16 protein-coding genes are annotated in these 17,462 nt (G+C 68.5%); 7 read left to right on the top strand and 9 right to left on the bottom strand.

What is annotated here, in order from left to right; all coding sequences use genetic code 11:
- Positions 1-52: 52 nt before the first annotated feature.
- The 3 genes from V7Z54_RS01335 to V7Z54_RS01325 all read right to left on the bottom strand — a co-directional run bounded on the left by V7Z54_RS01335 (position 53) and on the right by V7Z54_RS01325 (position 4,766).
- The gene (locus V7Z54_RS01335; protein WP_334133780.1) at positions 53-499 is read right to left on the bottom strand and encodes an HIT family protein; all 447 of its coding nucleotides are present in this window, start codon (positions 497-499) and stop codon (positions 53-55) included.
- The gene (locus V7Z54_RS01330; protein WP_334133778.1) at positions 496-4,395 is read right to left on the bottom strand and encodes an FAD/FMN-binding oxidoreductase; all 3,900 of its coding nucleotides are present in this window, start codon (positions 4,393-4,395) and stop codon (positions 496-498) included. The genes V7Z54_RS01335 and V7Z54_RS01330 overlap by 4 nt, the downstream gene beginning before the upstream one ends.
- An 80-nt stretch (positions 4,396-4,475) precedes the next feature.
- Entirely contained in the window at positions 4,476-4,766 is a 291-nt protein-coding gene (locus tag V7Z54_RS01325) for a hypothetical protein (RefSeq protein WP_334133777.1), read from the bottom strand.
- Between the two features lie 28 nt (positions 4,767-4,794).
- Between V7Z54_RS01325 and hemA the strand changes: the two genes are divergently transcribed.
- The 5 genes from hemA (at position 4,795) to V7Z54_RS01300 (ending at position 9,849) form a co-directional block, all read left to right on the top strand.
- On the top strand, positions 4,795-6,111 hold the full coding sequence (gene hemA / locus V7Z54_RS01320; protein ID WP_334133776.1) for a glutamyl-tRNA reductase: 1,317 nt from the start codon (positions 4,795-4,797) through the stop codon (positions 6,109-6,111).
- On the top strand, positions 6,108-7,226 hold the full coding sequence (gene prfA / locus V7Z54_RS01315; protein ID WP_334133774.1) for a peptide chain release factor 1: 1,119 nt from the start codon (positions 6,108-6,110) through the stop codon (positions 7,224-7,226). Before hemA ends, prfA begins: the two co-directional genes overlap by 4 nt.
- Positions 7,227-7,306: 80 nt before the next feature.
- Positions 7,307-8,359: a HemK/PrmC family methyltransferase gene (locus V7Z54_RS01310; RefSeq protein ID WP_334133773.1), complete on the top strand. Its 1,053-nt coding sequence runs from the start codon at positions 7,307-7,309 to the stop codon at positions 8,357-8,359.
- A 35-nt stretch (positions 8,360-8,394) separates the two neighbouring features.
- Positions 8,395-8,721, top strand: a complete 327-nt coding sequence (gene grxD, locus V7Z54_RS01305; RefSeq protein WP_334133772.1) for a Grx4 family monothiol glutaredoxin — start codon at positions 8,395-8,397, stop codon at positions 8,719-8,721.
- Between the two features lie 123 nt (positions 8,722-8,844).
- Positions 8,845-9,849, top strand: a complete 1,005-nt coding sequence (locus V7Z54_RS01300) for an AAA family ATPase (protein WP_334133771.1) — start codon at positions 8,845-8,847, stop codon at positions 9,847-9,849.
- A gap of 117 nt (positions 9,850-9,966) precedes the next feature.
- On the opposite strand, the gene V7Z54_RS01295 is transcribed toward V7Z54_RS01300, so the two are convergent.
- Positions 9,967-10,653 carry a lytic transglycosylase domain-containing protein gene (locus V7Z54_RS01295; protein WP_443082400.1) on the bottom strand — a complete coding sequence of 229 codons (687 nt, stop codon included), beginning with the start codon at positions 10,651-10,653 and terminating at the stop codon, positions 9,967-9,969.
- A gap of 71 nt (positions 10,654-10,724) precedes the next feature.
- Entirely contained in the window at positions 10,725-12,470 is a 1,746-nt protein-coding gene (locus tag V7Z54_RS01290) for a proline--tRNA ligase (protein ID WP_334133770.1), read from the bottom strand.
- Between the two features lie 125 nt (positions 12,471-12,595).
- Between V7Z54_RS01290 and V7Z54_RS01285 the strand changes: the two genes are divergently transcribed.
- Both V7Z54_RS01285 and V7Z54_RS01280 read left to right on the top strand, forming a co-directional pair.
- Positions 12,596-13,423, top strand: a complete 828-nt coding sequence (locus V7Z54_RS01285) for an RNA pyrophosphohydrolase (protein WP_334133831.1) — start codon at positions 12,596-12,598, stop codon at positions 13,421-13,423.
- Positions 13,424-13,433: 10 nt separating this feature from the next.
- Positions 13,434-13,937, top strand: a complete 504-nt coding sequence (locus V7Z54_RS01280) for a CNP1-like family protein (protein ID WP_334133768.1) — start codon at positions 13,434-13,436, stop codon at positions 13,935-13,937.
- Between the two features lie 36 nt (positions 13,938-13,973).
- Here V7Z54_RS01280 and proB read toward each other — a convergent pair whose 3' ends face one another.
- From proB to rplU, 4 genes are all read right to left on the bottom strand, one after another.
- Positions 13,974-15,197, bottom strand: coding sequence for a glutamate 5-kinase (gene proB / locus V7Z54_RS01275; RefSeq protein WP_334133767.1), 1,224 nt, complete (start codon positions 15,195-15,197; stop codon positions 13,974-13,976).
- Between the two features lie 67 nt (positions 15,198-15,264).
- Positions 15,265-16,416, bottom strand: a complete 1,152-nt coding sequence (gene cgtA, locus V7Z54_RS01270; protein WP_334133764.1) for an Obg family GTPase CgtA — start codon at positions 16,414-16,416, stop codon at positions 15,265-15,267.
- Between the two features lie 120 nt (positions 16,417-16,536).
- The gene (gene rpmA, locus V7Z54_RS01265) at positions 16,537-16,794 is read right to left on the bottom strand and encodes a 50S ribosomal protein L27 (protein WP_334133762.1); all 258 of its coding nucleotides are present in this window, start codon (positions 16,792-16,794) and stop codon (positions 16,537-16,539) included.
- Between the two features lie 14 nt (positions 16,795-16,808).
- On the bottom strand, positions 16,809-17,120 hold the full coding sequence (gene rplU, locus V7Z54_RS01260; RefSeq protein ID WP_144328152.1) for a 50S ribosomal protein L21: 312 nt from the start codon (positions 17,118-17,120) through the stop codon (positions 16,809-16,811).
- Positions 17,121-17,462 lie beyond the last annotated feature (342 nt).

Raw genomic sequence — 17,462 nt, 5'->3', positions numbered from 1 at the left:
TCCGGAACACAAAGCGGTCACACGATGGGGTGTGGCGTGCGGATGGCCGCGCTCACGGCGGCGGCAGCGCGGCCACGATGGCGGCGTCGCACGCGGCCAACTGCGCGTGCAGGGCGGCCAGACGCTGCGCATCGGGGGGGCGCTGCGGCCCACCCCATACCGGGGACGGAAAATGGCTGTCCCAGTCGAAGCGCGCGATCACGTGCCAGTGCAGGTGCGGCACCACGTTGCCCAACGCCGCCAAATTGATTTTGGTCGGTGCCAACGTCTGGCGCAGGCAGCGTTCGACGGCGGTCACCAGCGCCATGGCGCGCGCCTGCGCCATGCCATCCAGATCGGACCACTCGGCCACATGCGCGCAGGCGATCACGCGGTACCACGCCGGGGCCACGGCCACCTCCGCCCCCAGCGCCCGCACCACGCGCCAGGTGCCATCGCGCCACAGCAGCAGGCCGCCGTCGTCGCGGCACAGCGGGCAGGCGCTGGCGTGGCTGCTCATACCAGTACGCGCTCGATGCCGCCCGCGTTGGCGCGCGCCACGTACTCGGGCAGCCAGTTCTCGCCCAGGATCTGGCGCGCGATCTCGACCACGATGTAGTCGGCCTCCAGCAGCCCGTTGTTGAGGTCTTCACCGTAGCGGCTCAGGCCCTGCAAGCAGCTCGGGCACGACGTCAGGATCTTGGTGCGGCCCGGCGTCAGCGCCACGCCGTGGCGCTCGGCCAGCGCCGCCAGCTGCTGCTCGTTGCGGCGCAGCTCCTGCTCCTTGCGAAAGCGCACTTGCGTCGAGATGTCGGGGCGCGTCACACCCAGCGTGCCCGACTCGCCGCAGCAGCGGTCGCTCAGCAGCACGGCCTCGCCCACCAACGCCTTGACGGTCTTCAGCGGCTCGCGTTGCTTCATCGGGCTGTGGCAGGGGTCGTGGTACAGGTACGCCCCTTGGCCGGGCAGCCGCACACCCTTCTCGAGCAAAAATTCGTGAATGTCGACGATGCGGCAGCCCGGGAAGATGTCCTCGAACCGGTAGCCCTGCAGCTGGTCGTAGCAGGTGCCGCAGCTCACCACCACGGTCTTGATGTCCAGGTAGTTGAGCGTGTTGGCCACGCGGTGAAACAGCACGCGGTTGTCGGTGATGATCTTGTCCGCCTTGTCGAACTGGCCACTGCCGCGCTGCGGGTAGCCACAGCACAGGTAACCCGGCGGCAGCACCGTCTGCACACCGACGTGCCACAACATGGCCTGGGTAGCCAGTCCGACTTGGCTGAACAGGCGCTCGGAGCCGCAGCCGGGAAAGTAAAACACCGCCTCGGTATCGACGCTGGTGCGCTGCGGATCGCGGATGATGGGCACGTACGCCTTGTCTTCGATGTCGAGCAGTGCGCGCGCGGTCTTCTTGGGCAGGCCACCCGGCATCTTCTTGTTGATGAAGTGGATGATCTGCTCGCGCACCGGCCCCGGGCCCACGGTCGACGGCGGCGCTGCCGTCTGGCGCCGCGCCGCACGCTTGAGCAGCTCGTGCGCCAGGCGCTGCGCCTTGAAACCCACATCCACCATCAACGCGCGCATGGCCTTGATGGTTTCGGGCTGCGTGGCGTTGAGGAAGGCCATGGCCAGCGCATTGCCCGGCCGCCACGACTTCTGCCCCATTTTGCGCAGCAGGTTGCGCATGTTCATCGACACGTCACCGAAGTCGATCTTCACCGGGCAGGGCGACAGGCACTTGTGGCAGACCGTGCAGTGGTCGGCCACGTCTTCGAACTCCTGCCAGTGCTGGATGGAGACGCCGCGGCGCGTCTGCTCCTCGTACAGGAACGCCTCGATCAGCAGGCTGGTGGCCAGGATTTTGTTGCGCGGGCTGTACAGCAGGTTGGCACGCGGCACGTGCGTGCTGCACACCGGCTTGCACTTGCCGCAGCGCAGGCAGTCCTTGACGCTGTCGGCAATCGCCCCAATGTCGCTTTGCTGCATGATGAGCGACTCGTGCGTCATCAGGCCAAAGCTGGGCGTGTACGCGTCGCGCAGGTCAGCCGCGCGCACGTCGGGCGCCCCCGACTCGCGCAGCAGCTTGCCGCGGTTGAAGTGGCCGTTGGGGTCCACCCGGCGCTTGTAGGCGGCAAACGGCGCCAGTTCCTCATCGGTGAGGTATTCAAGCTTGGTGATGCCAATGCCGTGCTCGCCCGAAATCACGCCACCCAGGCTGCGCGCCAGCGCCATGATGCGGTCCACCGCCTCGTGCGCGGTGCGCAGCATCTCGTAGTCGTCGCTGTTGACGGGGATGTTGGTGTGCACGTTACCGTCGCCCGCGTGCATGTGCAGCGCCACCCACACACGCCCCTTGAGCACCCGGCGGTGGATGGTCTCGCACTCGGCCAGCACCGGCGCAAACACAGCACCAGTGAACAACTCGCGCAGCGGCTGCCGGATCTGACGCTTCCAGCTCGCGCGCCAGGTATGGTCCTGCAGCAGCTCGAACACCGTGCGGCCGCTGTCGGGGTCGACGCGATCGAGCCCCTGCAGCCAGTCTTGCCACTGCGCACGCGCCGCACGCACCACCTCCAGCGCCTGTGCGCAGCGCTCGGCCACCCGCTCCGGGCCAGGCATGTCGGCGGCATCCTCGGCCTTGCCCAGCGGCAGCGCCGCGCGCGCAAAAAACGCGTCCAGCTCGTCGCACAGGCGGATCTTGTTGCGCAGGCTCAGCTCGATGTTGATGCGCTCGATGCCGAGCGTGTACTCGCCCATGCGCTGCAGCGGAATCACCACGTCTTCGTTGATCTTGAAGGCGTTGGTGTGGCGGCTGATGGCCGCGGTACGCTTGCGGTCGGCCCAGAACTGCTTGCGCGCCTCGGGGCTGACGGCAGTGAAGCCCTCGCCCGAGCGGGCGTTGGCCAGCCGCACCACCTCGCTGGCGGCGCGCGCCACGGCATCCGGGTCGTCACCCACGATGTCGCCGATCAGCACCATCTTGGGCAGCGTGCCGCGCTTGCTCTTGGTGCTGTAGCCCACCGCCTTGAGGTAGCGGTCGTCCAGGTGCTCCAGGCCAGCCAGCAGCGTGCCGCTGCGTTGCTGCTCGGCAAACAGGTAGTCTTTGATTTCGACGATGGCCGGCACCGCGTCCTTCGGATTGCCGAAAAACTCCAGGCACACGGTGCGCGTGTGCGCCGGCATGCGGTGCACCACCCAGCGCGCGCTGGTGATGATGCCGTCGCAGCCTTCCTTCTGCACGCCGGGCAGACCGCTGAGAAACTTGTCGGTGACGTCCTTGCCCAGGCCCGCCTTGCGAAAAGCCCGCCCCGGAATGTCGAGCCGCTCGGTGCGCTGCAGCGTCTTGCCGTCGCCCGCGAAGTAGCGCAGCTCGAAACTGGCCAGTTCGACATCGTGGATCTTGCCCAGGTTGTGGCCAATGCGGTGCACCTCCAGCCACTGGCCGGCCGGGGTGACCATGCGCCAGCTGGCCAGGTTGTCCAGCGCCGTGCCCCACAGCACCGCCTTCTTGCCCCCGGCATTCATCGCGATATTGCCACCGATGCACGAGGCCTCGGCTGACGTCGGGTCCACCGCGAACACGAACCCGGCGCGCTCGGCGGCGTCGGCCACACGCTGGGTGACGACGCCAGCCTCGGTCCAGATCGTGGGCACGGGCGTCTCCAGCCCGGGCAGGCGCACGTGCTCGACCTCGGTCATCGCCTCCAGCTTTTCGGTGTTGATGACGGCGCTCTTCCACGTCAGCGGCACCGCGCCGCCGGTGTAGCCGGTGCCGCCGCCGCGCGGGATGATCGTCAGCCCCAGCTCGATGCAGCCTTGCACCAGGCCGGCGACTTCAGCCTCGGTGTCCGGTGTCAGGACCACGAACGGGTACTCGACGCGCCAGTCGGTGGCGTCGGTGACGTGGCTGACGCGGCTGAGGCCGTCGAAGCGGATGTTGTCCTTGTGCGTGTGGCGGCGCAGCACCTTCAGCGTGCGCTGGCGCAAAGCCGCCATGTCATCAAAGCTTTGGGCAAACGCCTGCACCGCGCCCCAAGCGCTGGCCAGCAGCTCGCCCACCAGCGCGTCGCGTTGCGCGTCCTCGTGCGGACGGCGGCGCTTTTCGATTTCGCGCAGCCGGTGCTGCAGCGCCTCGATGAGGGCCGCGCGGCGCTTGGGGTTGGCCAGCAGGTCGTCTTGCAGGTAAGGGTTGCGCTGTACCACCCAGATGTCACCCAGCACCTCGTATAGCATGCGGGCCGAGCGCCCGGTGGCGCGTTCGGAGCGCAGCTGCTGCAGCACATCCCAGGCCCGCCGCCCGAGCAGGCGCAGCACGATCTCACGGTCGGAAAACGACGTGTAGTTGTACGGGATTTCGCGCAGACGCGCCGCCGGGGCCGCTTCGAGCAGGTGCTGGACGGAAGTGGGAGCGTTCATGAAACGGGCACGAAGGGTCGCCGCAGCGACCAAAATACCGGGCCGCCGATGTTAGCGCAGCGGCGGTGTCCGCCCCGCCATCAGGGTCGCCCGCGCCGGGCCCGCCACCAGCCGGCCAGCGCACCCACCGTGGCAACCAGCAGTGCGTAGGTGAGCATGCGCCCGTCGCGCCCGCCCCACAGCAGCCCCCCCAGCAGCACCAACGATCCAACCACGCCCAGCCCGAGCAGGGTGCGCCAGAACGCCGCCGCACGTATGCCCCACAGCGCCAGCCCGCGCCAGCCCACCACCCACGGCGTCAGCAGCAGCGCCACACCCCACGCCGGCAGCAGCAGGTACACCAGGTGCAGTGGCAGAGTAAAAGCATCCACAAAAACACCAATTCTATAATTTTGGCCCATGGCAGTCTGGGCGTTGGGCCTCAATCACCACACCGCTCCGCTCGATGTGCGGGGGCGGTTTGCCTTCACGCTCGACCAAATCCCGCCGGCGCTGCGGCGGCTGCGCGCCGCACTGACCCGTCAGCCCGAAGCGGCCCTGCTGTCCACCTGCAACCGCACCGAACTGTACTGCGCCAGCGACGAGCCGCTGATCGAGCCCAGCGCCCGCTGGCTGGCCGACACCGCGGGCGTGGCACCGGAGGTGCTGCTGCGCCACGCCTACGTGCTGCGCGAGGACGAGGCAGCGCGCCACGCCTTCCGCGTCGCCAGCGGCCTGGACAGCATGGTGCTGGGTGAGGCCCAGATTCTGGGGCAGATGAAAGACGCGGTGCGCGCCGCCGACGAAGCCGGCGCATTGGGCACCACACTGCATCAGCTGTTCCAACGCTCATTTGCCATCGCCAAGCAAGTGCGCAGCAGCACCGATATTGGTGCCCACTCCATCAGCATGGCGGCGGCAGCCGTGCGCTTGGCTGCGCAGCTGTTCGAAGACCTGCGCACCATCCGCATCCTGTTCATCGGCGCCGGCGAAATGATCGAGCTGGCCGCCACCCACTTCGCCGCCCAGCAGCCGCGCCACATGGCGGTTGCCAACCGCACGCTGGAGCGCGGCGAAAAGCTGGCCGCGCGCTTCTGTGCCGAGGTGATGCGTCTGGCCGACGTACCCGAGCGGCTGCACGAATTCGACGCCGTGGTCAGTTGCACGGCCAGTACGTTGCCACTCATCGGTCTGGGCATGGTGGAGAGTGCACTGCGCCAGCGCCGCCATCGGCCGATGTTCATGGTCGATCTGGCGGTGCCGCGCGACATCGAGGCCGAAGTCAAGGCGCTGGAGGATGTGTACCTGTACACGGTGGACGACCTGGCAGCGGTGGTGCAAGCCGGCAAGGACAGCCGCTTGGCTGCGGTCGCGCAAGCCGAGGCGATCATCGACGCCGGGGTGCAGAGCTTCATGCACTGGCTGCGCCAGCGCGATCCGCAGGCGGGTGTGGTGGCGCTGATCCGCGACCTGCAGGCGCAAGCCGACGTCTGGCGCGCCGGTGAGATCGCGCGCGCGCGCCGCCTGCTGGCGCGTGGCGAAAGCGTCGATGCCGCACTGGAGGCGTTGGCGCGCGGCCTGACGCAGAAAATGCTGCACGGCGCGCTGGCCGAGCTGCACAGCGGCGACGAGGCCAGCCGGCGCCACACGGCCGAGATGGTGGCGCGCTTGTTCCTGCGCGGGCGTGCTCCTGCGCGCAGCAGCGACGCTGCATCGCGCAGCGGAACGCACGCATGAAGCCGTTCATTCGCGAGGCGCTAGAGCGCCTGCGCCTGCGCCTGCTCGAGCTCGACGCCCAGCTGGGCGCACCCGACGCCACCGCCGATCTGGAGCGTTTCCGTGCGCTGACGCGCGAGCACGCCGAAACCGACGCCATCGTTCAGCCCTACCTGCAGTACTTGCGCTGTGAGGCCGACGGCGCCGCGGCGCACACGCTGGCCGACGAGGCCGAGCGCGCCGGCGACGCGGCACTGGCCGCGCTGGCGCGCGAGGAAGCCGCGGCGCTGCAGGCCGAACGCGAGGCTCTGGAAGCCGAGCTGCAAACGCTGCTGCTGCCGCGCGACCCGGACGACGTGCGCAATGCCTTCGTCGAGATCCGCGCCGGCACCGGTGGCGAGGAAGCGGCGCTGTTCGCCGCCGAGCTGGCCCGCATGTACACCCGCTACGCCGAATCTCAGAGCTGGCGGGTAGAGCGTATCAGTGAGTCGCCCAGCGACCTTGGCGGCTTGCGCGAGGTGGTGCTGCGCATCGTCGGCGACGGCGTCTACGGACGGTTGCGTTTCGAATCGGGTGGCCACCGCGTGCAGCGCGTCCCGGCCACCGAATCGCAGGGTCGCATCCACACCAGCGCCTGCACGGTGGCGGTGCTGCCAGAGCCCGATGAGGCGCAGGCGGTGCAACTCAATCCCGCCGAGCTGCGCATCGACACCTTTCGCGCCAGTGGCGCCGGGGGCCAGCACGTCAACCGCACCGACTCGGCGGTGCGCATCACCCACCTGCCCACCGGGCTGGTGGCCGAGTGCCAGGATGACCGCAGCCAGCACCGCAACAAGGCCAAGGCGCTGCAGGTGCTGCTGGCACGCCTGCAGGAGCGCGAGCGGCGCGAGCGCGAAGCCCGCGAAGCCGCCACGCGCCGGGACCTGATCGGCAGCGGCGACCGCAGCGACCGCATCCGCACCTACAACTTTCCGCAGGGGCGTGTCACCGACCATCGCCTCAACCTGACGCTGTACCGACTGCCGGCGGTGCTCGAAGGCGATCTCGACGAACTGATCCACGCGCTGCAGCTGGCGCGCGGCGCCGAGCTGATGGCCGAGCTGGAGGCGCGAGCTAGCCAGGCGTTGACCGGTTAATCGGCGGCGCCCGCGCATCGCCCCTCGCATCGGGGACGACGCGGCCCCCGATGTGACGGATCAGGAGTAACATCGCGCCCATGGGGCACAGTCGCACCGAAGCCCTTCCCGCCACCGTAGCGGCGGCGTTGCGCTGGGCCACCGATCTGGGCCTGGAGCGTTTGAGCGCTCAGTGGCTTCTGCTGCACGCGCTGGGCCGCCCGCTGGATGCGCGCGCCTGGCTGCTGGCCCACGACGATGCGGTGCTGGACGATGGGGTGTGGACGCGTTACCGCGCGCTGTGCCTGTGCCACCGCGACGGCGAGCCGCTGGCGTACCTGACCGGCGAGCGTGGCTTCTATGGCCTGACGCTGCGGGTGGATGCGCGCGTGCTCGATCCGCGCCCGGACACCGAAACGCTGGTGGACTGGGCGCTAGAGCTGTTGCAGGCCATACACGCCCCCACCGTGCTCGACATGGGCACCGGCAGCGGTGCCATCGCGCTGGCGCTGGCACACCAGCGCCCTGATGCCTCGGTCTGGGCGCTGGACGCCAGCACCGATGCACTGGCGGTAGCTGCCGCCAACGGCCAACGCCTAGGGCTTCCCGTCCACTGGATACACGGTCATTGGTGGGACGGTTGGTGCCCATGGACGCCAACAGACCCAGCCATCGACCAGGGTACCAACGCGCAGCGATGCGGTACATCGATAGCCAACGGCGACCACACCGGTGCCTGCCTTGATTCACCCACCACCGACGGGTCAAGCGTTCTCACCCCGACACACTTCGACCTCATTGTCAGCAACCCCCCGTACCTGCGCGAGAGCGATCCGCACTTGACCGCCTTGCGTCACGAACCGCGCAGTGCGCTGGTGGCGGGCCCGGACGGCCTGCGCGACCTGCGCACCCTGGTGGCCCGGGCCCCGCAGCGCCTGCGTGCCGACGGGTGGCTGTTGCTGGAACACGGCTGGGACCAGGCCGATGCGGTGGCGGCCTTGCTGCGGGCGCGCGGTTTTGTCGATGTCGCACACCGCTGCGATTTGGGTGGACACCGCCGCTGCACCGGCGGGCGCTGGCCCGCGGCCCACGCCGCGCTGCCGTCAGGGCCACCGCAGCCCGTGCCAGGCACGCTCGCCGGGGGCGCGCGATAATTCCCCCCGTCCTCCCCTATCAGGTCCCCACTCCCATGAGCGACGTTCAGCAACGCATCGACCAACTCGTCAAGTCGCACGACATCGTGCTGTTCATGAAGGGCACGGCCAGCTTTCCCATGTGTGGTTTCTCCGGCCGCGCGGTGCAGATCCTGAAGGCCTGCGGTGTCGATCCCAAACAAGTCGTCACCGTCAACGTGCTCGACGACCCCGAAATCCGCCAAGGCATCAAGGAATACAGCAACTGGCCCACCATCCCGCAGCTGTACATCCGCGGCGAATTCATCGGTGGCTCGGACATCATGATGGAGATGTACGAGTCTGGTGAACTGCAGCAGCTGCTGGCGACTCCAACCGAGTGACCCGGCGCCCGGCGCGGTGTGGTGCGGGCGCATCATCCGGGCAAGTCCGGATGGGGTCGCTGGCACGCGGTGTGCTTCAATGCAAGCGACACCGCTGGCTGTCATACCGCAAGGAGGTGTGTCATGGACGCCCACGCCGTTCCCGCCATCGCACCGGCACGCGGATTGCCGATCGCGCGCGTGCGCCCCGTCTTCAACCCCGAGGACGTCGAACAGCGGCTGCGCCGCCTGAAGGCGCAGGGCAACGAGCGCGAACAGGGCGCGCTGGCCCAAACCTACGAGCGCATGCTCGACCGCGGCCCGGAGCGTTTTGCGGTCAAACCCTCCGGCATCCCCGACATGGAGCCGCTGTACGACCAGCTGCCCAATTTCCATGACGTGCTCGACGAGGTCAAGCGCCACGTGGCGCTGGCGCAGGCCGGCAGCGACAGTGTGGAAATCACGCCGCTGCTGCTGCTGGGCCCGCCCGGCGTGGGCAAGACCCACTTCGCACAACAACTGGCCGAGCTGCTGGCCACCGAAATGACGCTGGTGCCCATGAGCTCGATGACGGCAGGCTGGCTGCTGTCGGGCTCGTCGTCGCAATGGAAGGGGGCCAAACCCGGCAAGGTGTTCGAGGCGCTGGTCGAGGGCAACTACGCCAACCCGGTCATCGTCGTCGACGAGATCGACAAGGCCAGCGACGCGCAGTACGACCCGCTGGGCGCGCTGTACGGCCTGCTGGAGCCGCAAACGGCGCAGCGCTTCGTCGATGAGTTTGCCGAGGTACCGATCGACGCCAGTCAGGTCATCTGGATCACCACCGCCAACGACGAACGCGGCATTCCCGAGCCGATCCTCAACCGCATGAACGTGTTCGAGATCGCGCCGCCGACGCCGGAGCAGGCGCGTCGCATTGCGCTGCGCCTGTACCAGCGCCTGCGCGACGGACACGACTGGGGACGGCTGTTTGCAGAACAGCCGGGTGATGACGTACTCGACCGGCTGGCCACGCTGGCGCCACGCCAGATGCGCCGTGCGCTGATGACGGCGTTTGGCAACGCGCGGCTGGCCGGTCGCGACACGCTCAGCGTCGAGGATCTGCCGGCGAGCACCAGTGGCCGCACCCGTATCGGGTTTATCCCGTAGCGGCTGCGCTGGCTTTGCTGGTCGTCGTAGCCCCCGATCCGGTGCGCCCACATCGGATCGATCCCACAGCGGCCGCGTCACCCCAGGCCGCCGCGGGTCGGGGCATAGCGGCCGGAGTCATTCAGCGGGCGCATCGCTCCACTGCCAGCGGCGCCGCGCCGCAAACACCGCGTTCGGGTATTCGGCGCGGCCGCGGCTGCCGTTGTAGCGTCCCAGCGCCAGAAACAGGTCTCCGCGCTCGCGGTCCAGGTAGTGGCGCAGGATCACACAGCCGTAGCGCAGGTTGGTCTGCAGATGAAACAGCTTGTCCGGGTCACCGTCGCCGATCAGCCGCGTCCAAAACGGCATCACCTGCATGTAGCCCCTCGCTCCGGCGCGCGAGATGGCGTACTTGCGAAACGCACTCTCGACTTCGATCAGCCCCAGCACCAACGCCGTATCCAGCCCGGCACGCTTGCTCTCGTACCAGACGGTTTGCAGAAAATCGACGCGCGCCTGCGGTTCCGGCTTGCGGCGCCGCAGCTGCCAGCTGGCGCGCGTGAGCCAGCGCAGGTACGCCAGCCGCGCTTCTGCAGTCGGAAATTCGGGCTCGGGCGGGCCGAGCTGTTCGACCGCCGCCCGCAGCGCATGGCGCACCGCGTCCGACAACGGCTCCTCGATCTGCGCACCCGCCCGGGCGGGCTGGGCGCACCATGTCAGTGCGCCCAACAGCGCGGCGCGCAGCAGCGGCCTCGGCGTGCGCGCCGCAACCCCCAGCGCGGCAGCCGCGCCCAACGCCAGCGCACGCGGCACCGCCTGGCCCAACCACTGGCGACGCGCGGGGTCGGGACGGCCAGCGCTGCCCGGCCGCCCTGGCTGAGAAGGCGGCAACCAGATCAGGCCCGTATCCGTTCGCGCAACCACGCCACGATGTCACCGGTGGGCACCGGCGTCGCCGCGGCATCGCGCCGGTGCTGATATTCGACCATCCCGTCCTTGAGGCCGCGTTCGCCGATGGTGACGCGATGCGGCACACCGATCAGCTCCCAGTCGGCGAACATCACGCCCGGGCGCTCGCCGCGGTCGTCCAGGATCACGTCCACCCCCTGCGCCGCCAGTTCGTCATGCAGCCGCTCAGCCGCTTCACGCACCGCGGCACTGCGGTCCATGCCGATCGGGCAAATCACCACCGTAAACGGGGCAATGGCGTCGGGCCAGATGATGCCGCGCTCGTCGTGGTTTTGCTCGATGGCCGCCGCCGGCAGCCGGGTGATGCCGATGCCGTAGCAACCCATCTCGAACGGCTTGGGCTTGCCGTCCTCGTCCAAGAAGGTGGCATTCATCGCGCGGCTGTACTTGGTACCCAGGTAGAACACGTGGCCCACTTCGATGCCGCGCTCGATGGCCAGCACGCCCTTGCCGTCGGGCGACAGGTCCCCGGCCACCACGTTGCGGATATCGGCCACCAAGTCCGGCTCGGGCAGGTCGCGCCCCCAGTTGACACCGGTGAGGTGGTAGTCCACCGCGTTGGCGCCGCAGATGAAATCGGCCATCACCGCCACCTCGCGGTCGGCCACCACGGTCACCGGCTTGCGCGTGCCCACCGGCCCCAGGTAGCCGGGGCGGCAGCCAAAGTGCTCGACGATCTCGGCTTCGGTGGCGAAGCGAAAGCCCAGCTCCAGGCCCGGCAGCTTGCCCACCTTGACCTCGTTCATGTCGTGATCGCCGCGCAGCAGCAGCAGCCAGATGCGGGTGGCCACGATCTCGTCGCGCTCGTTGATCTCGTCGGTGGCCAGCACGATGGACTTGACCGTCGTCGACAGCGGCACACCCAGCAGCTCGGCCACCTGGGCGCAGGTGCTTTTACCCGGGGTAGGCGTGCGGGTCAGCGGCTGGGTGGGCGCCGGGCGCGGACCCTGGGGCGCCAGCGCCTCGGCCTTTTCCAGATTGGCCGCATAGTCGCTGCTGGGACAGTAGACGATGGCGTCCTCGCCGGTGGCGGCAATCACCTGAAACTCCTCGCTCAGGTCGCCGCCGATGGCGCCGCTGTCGGCCGCCACCGCGCGGTAGCGCAACCCGAAGCGATCGAAGATGCGCCGGTACGCCTGCGCCATGATCTGGTAGCTGCGCTGGGCGCCCGCAGCGTCGCGGTCGAAGCTGTAAGCGTCCTTCATGATGAATTCGCGCCCGCGCATCAGGCCAAAGCGGGGCCGCCGCTCGTCGCGGAACTTGGTCTGGATCTGGTAGAAGTTTTTCGGCAGTTGCTTGTAGCTGCGCAGCTCCTGACGCGCGATGTCCGTGACGACCTCCTCGCTGGTGGGCTGGATGACGAAGTCACGTTCGTGGCGGTCCTTGATGCGCAGCAGCTCCGGGCCCATTTTGGCAAAGCGCCCCGTCTCCTGCCACAGCTCGGCCGGCTGCACGATGGGCATGGTCAGCTCAATGGCGCCGGCGCGGTCCATCTCCTCGCGCACGATGCGCTCGACCTTGCGGATGACGCGCAGGCCCATCGGCATGTAGGTGTAGATACCGGCGCTGAGCTTTTTGATCATGCCGGCGCGCAGCATGAGCCGGTGGCTGATGACCTCGGCGTCGGCCGGGGCTTCCTTGAGGGTGGCAATGTGGAACTGGGAGGCTTTCATGAGAACGAAGATTGAGCGCAGGCGCCAGCGCCCTGACGAAGGCGCCCGAACACACCCGGGACACCCTACCCAAGCGCGGGCTGGCGTTGCATAATCGACGCAGTTTTTTGAATTTGGGGTTGATTATGCTTGACAGAGACGGCTTCCGGCCGAATGTCGGCATCATCCTGCTCAACCACAAGAACCAGGTGTTTTGGGGCAAGCGCATCCGCACCCACTCCTGGCAGTTTCCGCAAGGGGGCATCGACCGCGGTGAAACCCCTGAGCAAGCGATGTACCGGGAGCTGCACGAGGAAATCGGCTTGCGCCCCGAGCACGTGGAGATCATCGCCCGCACGCGAAACTGGTTGCGCTACGAGGTGCCTGACCGCTACATCCGCCGTGAGTCGCGTGGCCACTACCGCGGCCAAAAACAGATCTGGTTTTTGCTGCGCCTCATCGGTGGCGACTGGAACCTGAATCTGCGCGCCACCGACCATCCGGAATTCGACGCTTGGCGCTGGAACGACTACTGGGTGCCGCTGGACCTGGTGATCGAGTTCAAGCGCGACGTCTATCTGCGCGCGCTGCGCGAGCTGGCGCGCTACCTGCCTCCGCTGCCCGGCGAGGAGCGTCGGCGCGGCGAGGCGCGCAACCGTTTTCTGCGCGGTGAGCGGCGCGAGCGTGTCCCGGACCCATCGCCGCCGGGGCCGCAGCGGACACCGACCGCGGCAACAACCGCTCAGCCGCGGCCCGCCACGGGCGGCCCCGCTCACCCGGCGTCGAGCACGCCCAACGGCACCCGTGGCCCGCGCTGGCGCGCGCTGCCCGCCCATCTGGCGGCACCACACCATCTGGAACTGCCACCTGGTGGCAGTTTCGACCCCCAACCCGGTGGCGGCTCCCGGGCCGTTGGCACGGAGCCGGTCGCCGCGGGCCCGGCGTCGTCAGCGGTGCCCCCCTCCTCTTCCTGAAGGACGCCGCATGCGATGGCGTAACCTGCTTGCTGGCCTGACGGCGTGTCTGACGCTGGCGGCCCACGCCCAGCTGCTCACCGACCCCAACCGCGACTGGCGCGAAGCCGAAGCCCCACCGCCGCCAGCGCTGCGCACCGAGGGTCTGGTGCCCTTCACACCGTCGGTAGCCAGCGAACTGCGCTTCGGCCTCGACCCCGACTCCCTCACTCTGGGGCCGGATGGCGTGATCCGCTACGTGATCGTGGCGCGCAGCGCCAGCGGCGCCATCAACGCCTGGTACGAGGGGCTGCGCTGCGCCACCGCCCAGGTCAAGACCTACGCGCACTGGAACCCCGGGCCGCCGGGCCAGTGGCGCCCCAACCCGAACCCGGCGTGGCGCAATCTGGGCGGTGAATTTGCCTCGCGCCCGGCAGTGGCGCTGGCACGCGGCGGGCTGTGTGATGGCGCAACGCCCAATGGGCAGCCGCGCGACATGCTGCGCGCCCTGCGTGCGCCACGCATCTCACCGTAGCCAGGGCGGTCACCCGCCGCCAACGGTCAACCCCGCTCAGGCCGCGGTCACCACCAGATTGTCGCGGTGGATCATCTCCGGCTCGGCCGCGTAGCCCAGCAGGCGTTCGATGTCGGCCGACGGCCGACGGCACAGCAGGCGCGCCTCGGCCGCCGCGTAATTGGCCAGGCCGCGCGCCACTTCGCGCCCATCGGCAGCCAGTACGGCGATCACATCCCCACGATGGAAGTCGCCCTCCACCGCCACCATGCCAACGGGCAGCAGGCTCTTGCCCTCGCGCACCAGCTTGTCCACCGCCCCGTCGTCCACCGTCACGGCGCCGCGCAGCTGCAGCTGGCTGGTCATCCAGCGCTTGCGGGCCTGCAGCTTGGGGGCATCGGCCACCAAACAGGTGCCGATCGGCTCACCGCCAGCCAGGCGCAGCAGCACGTCGGGTTCACGGCCCCAGGCGATGACGGTGGAGGCACCCGAGCCCGCCGCACGGCGTGCGGCCAGCACCTTGGTGATCATGCCGCCGGTACCGACGCGGCTGCCTGCGCCGCCGGCCATCGCCTCCAGCCGCGGGTCGCCCGCGCGTGCCACGTGCACGAAAGCGGCGGCAGGGTCCTTGCGCGGGTCGGCGGTGTACAGGCCACGCTGGTCGGTCAAGATGACCAACACATCGGCTTCCACCAGATTCGCGACCAGCGCACCCAGCGTGTCGTTGTCGCCAAACTTGATTTCGTCGTTGACGACGGTGTCGTTTTCATTGATCACCGGCACCACGCCTAGCGACAGCAAGGTCAGCAGCGTCGAGCGCGCGTTCAGGTAGCGCTCCCGGTCGGCCAGATCGGCGTGGGTGAGTAGAACCTGCGCGCTGCCCACACCTTGCGCGCGCAGCTGGGTCTCATACATCTGCGCCAGCCCCATCTGCCCGACGGCGGCGGCGGCCTGCAGTTCGTGCAGCTCCTTCGGACGGGTGGCCCAGCCCAGGCGCTTCATGCCTTCGGCAATGGCCCCGCTGCTGACCATGATCACCTCGCGTCCGTCGCGCACCAGCGCCGCCAGTTGCCGGCTCCACTGCCCGATAGCTTCGGCATCCAGCCCGCGCCCCTCGTTCGTCACCAGACTGGAGCCGACTTTGACGACGATGCGCCGCGCCGCACGCAGCACCTGCGCCGGGTCGCGGGCCGGACGCAGCAAGCCGGTGGCGGCGTCCCGCGCTTCGCCATTGGTGACAGCGGTCGTATCTGTAGCGCTCGAGGAAGCAGCAGCGTTCATGATGGGAGAGGAAACACCTGCTAACGGGTATCGGCATCGGCGCGACGATCCGCGGTGACGGTTTTGGTCACGACGCGGCACGGCGAACCGCGCGTGGCCGCGACACGGTCGGTGAAGCCGACGAGGCGTCCGACGGTGTCGCGATCTGCGGATCGGCTGGGGGCCCCGCATCGAAGCGCGGATCGGTGGGCGCGGGAAGGGCGGCGGTGCGCTCCTGCGCCAGATGCTCGTAAACCTGCTGCATCAGCCGCTCGCAACCCTCGCGCGTCAGCGCCGAGATTTCGAACACCGGCCCCTTGAAGCGCAAGCGCCGCACGATGTCGCGCACGCGGCGCTCGCGCTCCTCGGGCGGCAGCATATCCACCTTGTTGAGTACCAGCCAGCGCGGCTTAGCCGCCAGTGCCGGGTCATACTTTTTGAGTTCTGCCACGACGGTGCGCACCTGCGCCACCGGATCGACCGTGTCGTCGAACGGCGCCACGTCCACCAGATGCAGCAGCAGCCGCGTGCGCTGCAGGTGGCGCAAAAACTGGTGCCCCAGACCGGCCCCTTCGGCCGCGCCCTCGATCAGGCCGGGCACATCGGCCATGACGAAGCTCTTTTCGGGCCCGACGCGCACCACACCCAGGTTGGGGTGCAAGGTGGTAAAGGGGTAGTCGGCAATTTTGGGGCGGGCGTTGGACACCGCCGCAATCAGCGTGGACTTGCCGGCGTTGGGCATGCCCAGCAGGCCGACATCGGCCAATAGCTTGAGCTCTAGCTTCAGCCGCCGACGCTCGCCGGGCTGCCCGAGCGTGCGCTGGCGCGGCGCGCGGTTGGTGGAACTTTTGAAGTGCAGGTTGCCGCGCCCACCCTCGCCACCGCGCGCGATAAGCTCCTTTTGCCCCGGTTGCAGCAGCTCGCACAGCACCTCGCCGGTGTCAGCGTCGCTGATGACGGTACCCACCGGCATACGCAGCACGATATCCTGCCCCTTGGCCCCGTACTGGTCGGAGCCGCGGCCGTGCTCGCCGCGCTGCGCCTCGAAGCGGCGTGTGTAGCGGTAGTCCACCAGGGTATTGAGGTTGTCGTCGGCCAACGCCCACACATGACCGCCCCGACCTCCATCCCCCCCGTCCGGGCCGCCAAATTCCTTAAATTTCTCGTGCCGGAACGACGCGCAGCCATTGCCGCCGTCGCCGGCGGCAACGTCGATCCAGGCTTCATCGACGAATTTCATGAGGCGGCTCCCCTCTTCAAGCGCTAAAAGCCCATGGGCCCGCGCAAGCGGGCCCATGGGCATTGGGGGCGTGCGCGCCAACCACAGGCCCAGGGCCGCTGCCCCGGCCAGTGATGAACGTTACGCCGGAATGACGTTGACCACGTGACGGTTGAGCGGACCTTTGACGGCGAACTCGACCTTGCCCGCCACGGTGGCGTAGATGGTGTGGTCCTTACCGATACCGGTGCCGGTGCCCGGGTGGAACTGGGTGCCGCGCTGGCGCACGATGATGGAGCCGGCGCTGACCTCCTGGCCGCCAAACACCTTCACGCCCAGCATCTTGGGCTTGGAGTCGCGGCCGTTACGGGTGGAGCCGCCGCCTTTTTTCTGTGCCATGGTGGGTCACCTCGTCAGACGTTGATCGAGCCGATCTGCAGCTCGGTGTAGTTTTGCCGGTGGCCTTGGCGCTTTTGGTAGTGCTTGCGGCGACGCAACTTGAAGATGCGCACCTTCTCGCCCCGACCATGCGCCACGACGGTGGCCGTGACCGTTGCGCCGCTGACCAAGGGGGTGCCCACCCGGATGTCGGCGCCGTTGCCCACGGCCAACACCTGGTCGATCACGATCTCTTGGCCTACGTCCGCAGCGATCTGTTCTACCTTGATTTTTTCGCCGGCTGCCACGCGATACTGCTTGCCGCCGGTTTTTATGACCGCGTACATAGGTTTCCTCATCGAAAAGAGACTGCTGCCCGCAACGCCGCACACCACCGTGCGCGGCGCACCCCGCACGGTGCGCGATTTTGCGGAATCTGTAATTATACAACCAAAATCCCGGGCGTGCATCCGCGATACAGCTATCATTCATGGACACCCGGACCGCCCCGCCTGCGGGGCCGATGACCCCGCCGGGTGGGCATCACCACCCGGCGACACAGGCAAGCGCGCCGACGGGCGCCGGCACGCTATGCTGTCATCCCCGATGCCCACAGTCACCGCCTCCTTGGCCCCGCGGGGCCTGCTGGCCATTTTCGGCGCCACCTTCTTCGAGCTGGTCGGCTATTT

It is taken from the genome of Tepidimonas sp. (assembly GCF_036824975.1).
Lineage (GTDB): Bacteria > Pseudomonadota > Gammaproteobacteria > Burkholderiales > Burkholderiaceae_C > Tepidimonas.
The sequence above is the reverse complement of the archived record's forward strand: the minus strand, read 5'-3'. Positions and strand labels throughout refer to the sequence as shown.

Bases quoted from the DNA above. Each gene is read 5' to 3' on its own strand.
- V7Z54_RS01300 (WP_334133771.1), top strand. From the start codon at position 8,845: ATGGACGCCCACGCCGTTCCCGCCATCGCACCGGCACGCGGATTGCCG.
- prfA (WP_334133774.1), top strand. From the start codon at position 6,108: ATGAAGCCGTTCATTCGCGAGGCGCTAGAGCGCCTGCGCCTGCGCCTG.
- cgtA (WP_334133764.1), bottom strand. From the start codon at position 16,416: ATGAAATTCGTCGATGAAGCCTGGATCGACGTTGCCGCCGGCGACGGC.
- V7Z54_RS01335 (WP_334133780.1), bottom strand. From the start codon at position 499: ATGAGCAGCCACGCCAGCGCCTGCCCGCTGTGCCGCGACGACGGCGGC.
- V7Z54_RS01280 (WP_334133768.1), top strand. From the start codon at position 13,434: ATGCGATGGCGTAACCTGCTTGCTGGCCTGACGGCGTGTCTGACGCTG.
- V7Z54_RS01330 (WP_334133778.1), bottom strand. From the start codon at position 4,395: ATGAACGCTCCCACTTCCGTCCAGCACCTGCTCGAAGCGGCCCCGGCG.
- V7Z54_RS01310 (WP_334133773.1), top strand. From the start codon at position 7,307: ATGGGGCACAGTCGCACCGAAGCCCTTCCCGCCACCGTAGCGGCGGCG.
- hemA (WP_334133776.1), top strand. From the start codon at position 4,795: ATGGCAGTCTGGGCGTTGGGCCTCAATCACCACACCGCTCCGCTCGAT.
- grxD (WP_334133772.1), top strand. From the start codon at position 8,395: ATGAGCGACGTTCAGCAACGCATCGACCAACTCGTCAAGTCGCACGAC.
- proB (WP_334133767.1), bottom strand. From the start codon at position 15,197: ATGAACGCTGCTGCTTCCTCGAGCGCTACAGATACGACCGCTGTCACC.
- rpmA (WP_334133762.1), bottom strand. From the start codon at position 16,794: ATGGCACAGAAAAAAGGCGGCGGCTCCACCCGTAACGGCCGCGACTCC.
- V7Z54_RS01290 (WP_334133770.1), bottom strand. From the start codon at position 12,470: ATGAAAGCCTCCCAGTTCCACATTGCCACCCTCAAGGAAGCCCCGGCC.
- V7Z54_RS01285 (WP_334133831.1), top strand. From the start codon at position 12,596: ATGCTTGACAGAGACGGCTTCCGGCCGAATGTCGGCATCATCCTGCTC.
- rplU (WP_144328152.1), bottom strand. From the start codon at position 17,120: ATGTACGCGGTCATAAAAACCGGCGGCAAGCAGTATCGCGTGGCAGCC.